Origin of the sequence: Bacillus sp. JJ864, assembly GCF_036963045.1 — a bacterium.
In the GTDB taxonomy this organism is placed as follows: domain Bacteria; phylum Bacillota; class Bacilli; order Bacillales; family Bacillaceae_G; genus Bacillus_A; species Bacillus_A pseudomycoides_C.
In genome coordinates this window covers 1-3405 of sequence record NZ_JBALLY010000168.1, presented here as the reverse complement: position 1 = coordinate 3405, position 3405 = coordinate 1, and the positions used below count along the sequence as shown (strand labels likewise).

Here is a 3405-nt window from a genome sequence, read left to right as displayed (position 1 = left end):
GTCCCTGTGAGAGTAGGACATTGCCAGGCAATTTGAGACGAGTCAGCATGACTCGTCTTTTTTGTGTTTATCCACCTATTGATAATTTCCAGTTGAATTCTTCAGGAGGCCTTCTTCAAACTGAGAACCGAAACAGTAACTTTCCTTTTTTTAACTCTTTTCAGTTCTGTTATACTAATGTGTAGGCTTCAAGAAATATACATTTGATAGAAAGGTAGTATAGAATGAAGAAAATAAGTATTATTATTGCAGTAGTTTTCCTTCTTCTAGTTATTATTTATGGACTAGTCGGGAATTATTTTTACAACTACGCATTAAATGCAAAACAAAAAAAGGATTTTTTAAAGGGAAACCCTCATTTGCGGAAAAGTGTAAATGTATCAGGGGAAGTATTAGCAACGAATAAAGTGAAAAATGCTGAATTCGTATTACGACATCCACCAAATACATTATCGATACGTTCTTTTGATAATCTGCAATTAACAGGCTATGAATATCGTAATCAAGAAACCAATCATAAATGGTCAATTGTGGTTCATGGATATAATGGCAGAGCATCAGGGATGACAAAATACATTCGTCACTTCTATGAAAAAGGTTATAGTGTAGTAGCACCTGATCTTCGTGGTCATGGAAATAGTGAAGGTGATTATATTGGTATGGGTTGGCATGATCGAAAAGATATTCTGTTATGGATTCAGGAAATTCTGAAGAAAGATCCGCAAGCCGAAATTGCTTTGTTTGGTATTTCTATGGGGGGCGCAACTGTCATGATGACTTCAGGAGAAGAACTACCACCTAATGTGAAAGTCATTGTAGAGGATTGTGGTTACTCATCTGTTATGGATGAATTTACGTATCAGCTAAAAGATCTATTTCATTTACCAAAATTCCCAGTGCTGAATGCGGGTAATACAATAACTAAATTACGAGCTGGATATGATCTGAATGAGGCGTCAGCTGTTAAGCAAGTTGCAAAAAGTAAAACACCAATGTTGTTTATTCATGGAGATGCGGATGCATTTGTCCCTTTTAAAATGTTAGATGAAGTGTACAATGCGGCAAATGTAGAAAAAGAGAAGTTAATTGTGCCAGGTGCGGGGCATGGTGAAGCGGAACAAATAGACTCGGAGAAATATTGGCATACTGTATGGGGATTTGTTGAGAAGTATATTCCTTCATCTCTGTAAATTTAGACAAAGAATCTTTCGCTCTTAGTAGCGAGAGATTCTTCGTTTTTTATTTAGTCATGTAAAATAAGGGTATTGAGTTCTCTTATCCACTGTAGTTGAATTAGAATAGTTCTTTTAACCGTTTTATCGCAGAGTGAACTGTAAGTCTATGAAATGAAACTAATTTATTCTTGTAGATGACTCCATAGATACCGTAAGGAGTAGGTGAAAGTTTCAACAATTCTTCTCTATTTTTTATGTCGATAATTTCTGCGTGAATACCCAATTGCTTGGCTGCCTTAACAACATTATTGGTTGATACATCTACAAATGGACACTGCTGGGTACGGAGGATTGTTAACTCTTTAAAAAGCTTAAGTCGCTCATCCTAATCTTTTGGAAAATAGGGATCAGGTGAATGTCCAAATTTGTAAACAAGTAACTCAAATCCATAAGGTGCATGATCTATTTCCCTAAAATTATTCTTTATAAAAACGTCCTTACTAGGAGTCCAAGAAGTGTTTGGATTTGTAATGACAATAACGCCATCTTTATTTTGTTCCTTAGCATCTTGAATACTTTTATCAATCAATTTTGAGGCATACCCTTTTCCTGTAACAGTTACCCATAAGCAATGGATAACCAAATAATTTTCGCCATATACAACTCTCGAAGAATATTCAATAGGTGTATATTCAATGAACCCTGCTGGTTTGTTATTCTCTATTATTTTTATATACTTTAACCCTTCGTTGAAGCTTCCTATAAGCCATTTGTTTTTATTGATGTAACCTGTTGAAGTTGGCTTGCTGCGAAGACAATAACAACCCCATTATTTATATTCTCTTTGTCTAACTCTACCAGCTCAATTTGTTCCAATATATTTCTCCCCCCACAACTTTTCGATATTCTTATTCACCTATTCTGTTCTTAAAGGGAATAACAAATATTTATTGTTTAGTAAATTCTGACAAATTGAGTTTATCATAGCTTGCTTCCGTTGAAAACTGATAGCTTTCCACAATCATTTTACTAACATTCTTATCATAATTTCGATAAATGTTCATTGTGTTATCCAATTTACTTAGGGTTTATCCCGCTATTCGTGGGTAGTAAGACCACCACCTCAGGAGTGAGAAGAGCGAAGAAGATAGATGGGGGATAACTGCCCGTAAAAGTCCGATCGGTTCAACTAACCATCAGTGGAAGTTTTACTTTATAAAATTTAAGAAGGGGATGCAGCCAGCGCACTAATATAAAACCCACGCTAAGGATTATTTGCACCGTAATAGGGATGGTCACAGGGGTACTGCTCTAATCCGTTACCAAGATTAAGCAATTTATTTGCTATTAGTAATTTTCTTACTTACAATTTCTATAGAGAAATGATTAAAGTTTATCGGAGGAATGATTTTATGGCACTTCATAAATGGGCGTATATATATTTATCTCCAAAATTCAGCCCAGAAAAAAATACAATTACCACTGGAAATGAAGATTGTACATTTGCAGCTATCGGAATTGATTTTGAAGAAAAAGAACGTGTAATACAAATCGCACAGCAACTTGTCAAAGATGGAGTTCAAATGATTGAACTGTGCGGAGGATTTGGACCTATATGGATTGCTAAAGTAAGCGAGGCTATAGATCATGCTGTTCCTATAGGAAGTGTTGCATATGGACCAGAAGCTCGCAAACCAATGCTAGATTTGCTTGCACCCGATAATTCAACTAAATAAGTAATAAATGATAAAAAAGAGCTGAAAGACGCTCTTTTTTATCATTTTAAGGGCAATTTGTTTTATTAGGGGTACATGGGGTATGGCAACGATCTGTTTCTTTTGGAGCCATTGGTAGTCCCGATACCAGTGTAGCTGCAATTAGGGGCAAAGTAATTTATTTTGTATCAAAACTCTTATATACCCTTTTTGTTACGAAATAATCCAGTTTATTTATTGTCTTTTTATAGAATAGAAAACCCTTAGCGTACGGAAATCAAGGTTTAAACTTCCAAAAAAATGTCTTAACGTGGGTTTTATGTCATTTGGTTGGCGGGACCCCAGAAGGAAAATTGAATTTTATCAAAAAAAGTATTGCTTTTATAATAATAAGTGTGTAATATAGTAAAAGTCGCTGATGCAAACAAGCAGAAAGCGAAATAAAAAACTTAGTTGACATTGAATGACTGAGATGTTAACATAAGGAAGTCGCAATTGAGCGGCAGATAAGTTCT

2 protein-coding genes and 1 pseudogene are annotated in these 3405 nt (G+C 35.2%); 2 read left to right on the top strand and 1 reads right to left on the bottom strand.

Going from position 1 to position 3405, the window contains the following annotated elements; genetic code table 11:
- Positions 1–224: 224 nt before the first annotated feature.
- Positions 225–1190 (top strand): alpha/beta hydrolase, encoded by a 966-nt coding sequence (locus tag V7024_RS21355; protein WP_335523644.1) that lies wholly within the window; start codon positions 225–227, stop codon positions 1188–1190.
- Positions 1191–1293: 103 nt separating this feature from the next.
- Here the strand turns inward: V7024_RS21355 and V7024_RS21350 are convergent.
- Positions 1294–2051, bottom strand: a pseudogene (locus tag V7024_RS21350) (GNAT family N-acetyltransferase).
- Positions 2052–2587: 536 nt separating this feature from the next.
- Between V7024_RS21350 and V7024_RS21345 the strand changes: the two are divergent.
- Positions 2588–2911 (top strand): DUF6506 family protein, encoded by a 324-nt coding sequence (locus tag V7024_RS21345; RefSeq protein WP_335523640.1) that lies wholly within the window; start codon positions 2588–2590, stop codon positions 2909–2911.
- Positions 2912–3405: the final 494 nt, after the last annotated feature.

What these genes read in the sequence shown, in the direction of transcription:
- V7024_RS21355 (WP_335523644.1), top strand. Translation starts at nt 225, where the DNA reads ATGAAGAAAATAAGTATTATTATTGCAGTAGTTTTCCTTCTTCTAGTT.
- V7024_RS21345 (WP_335523640.1), top strand. Translation starts at nt 2,588, where the DNA reads ATGGCACTTCATAAATGGGCGTATATATATTTATCTCCAAAATTCAGC.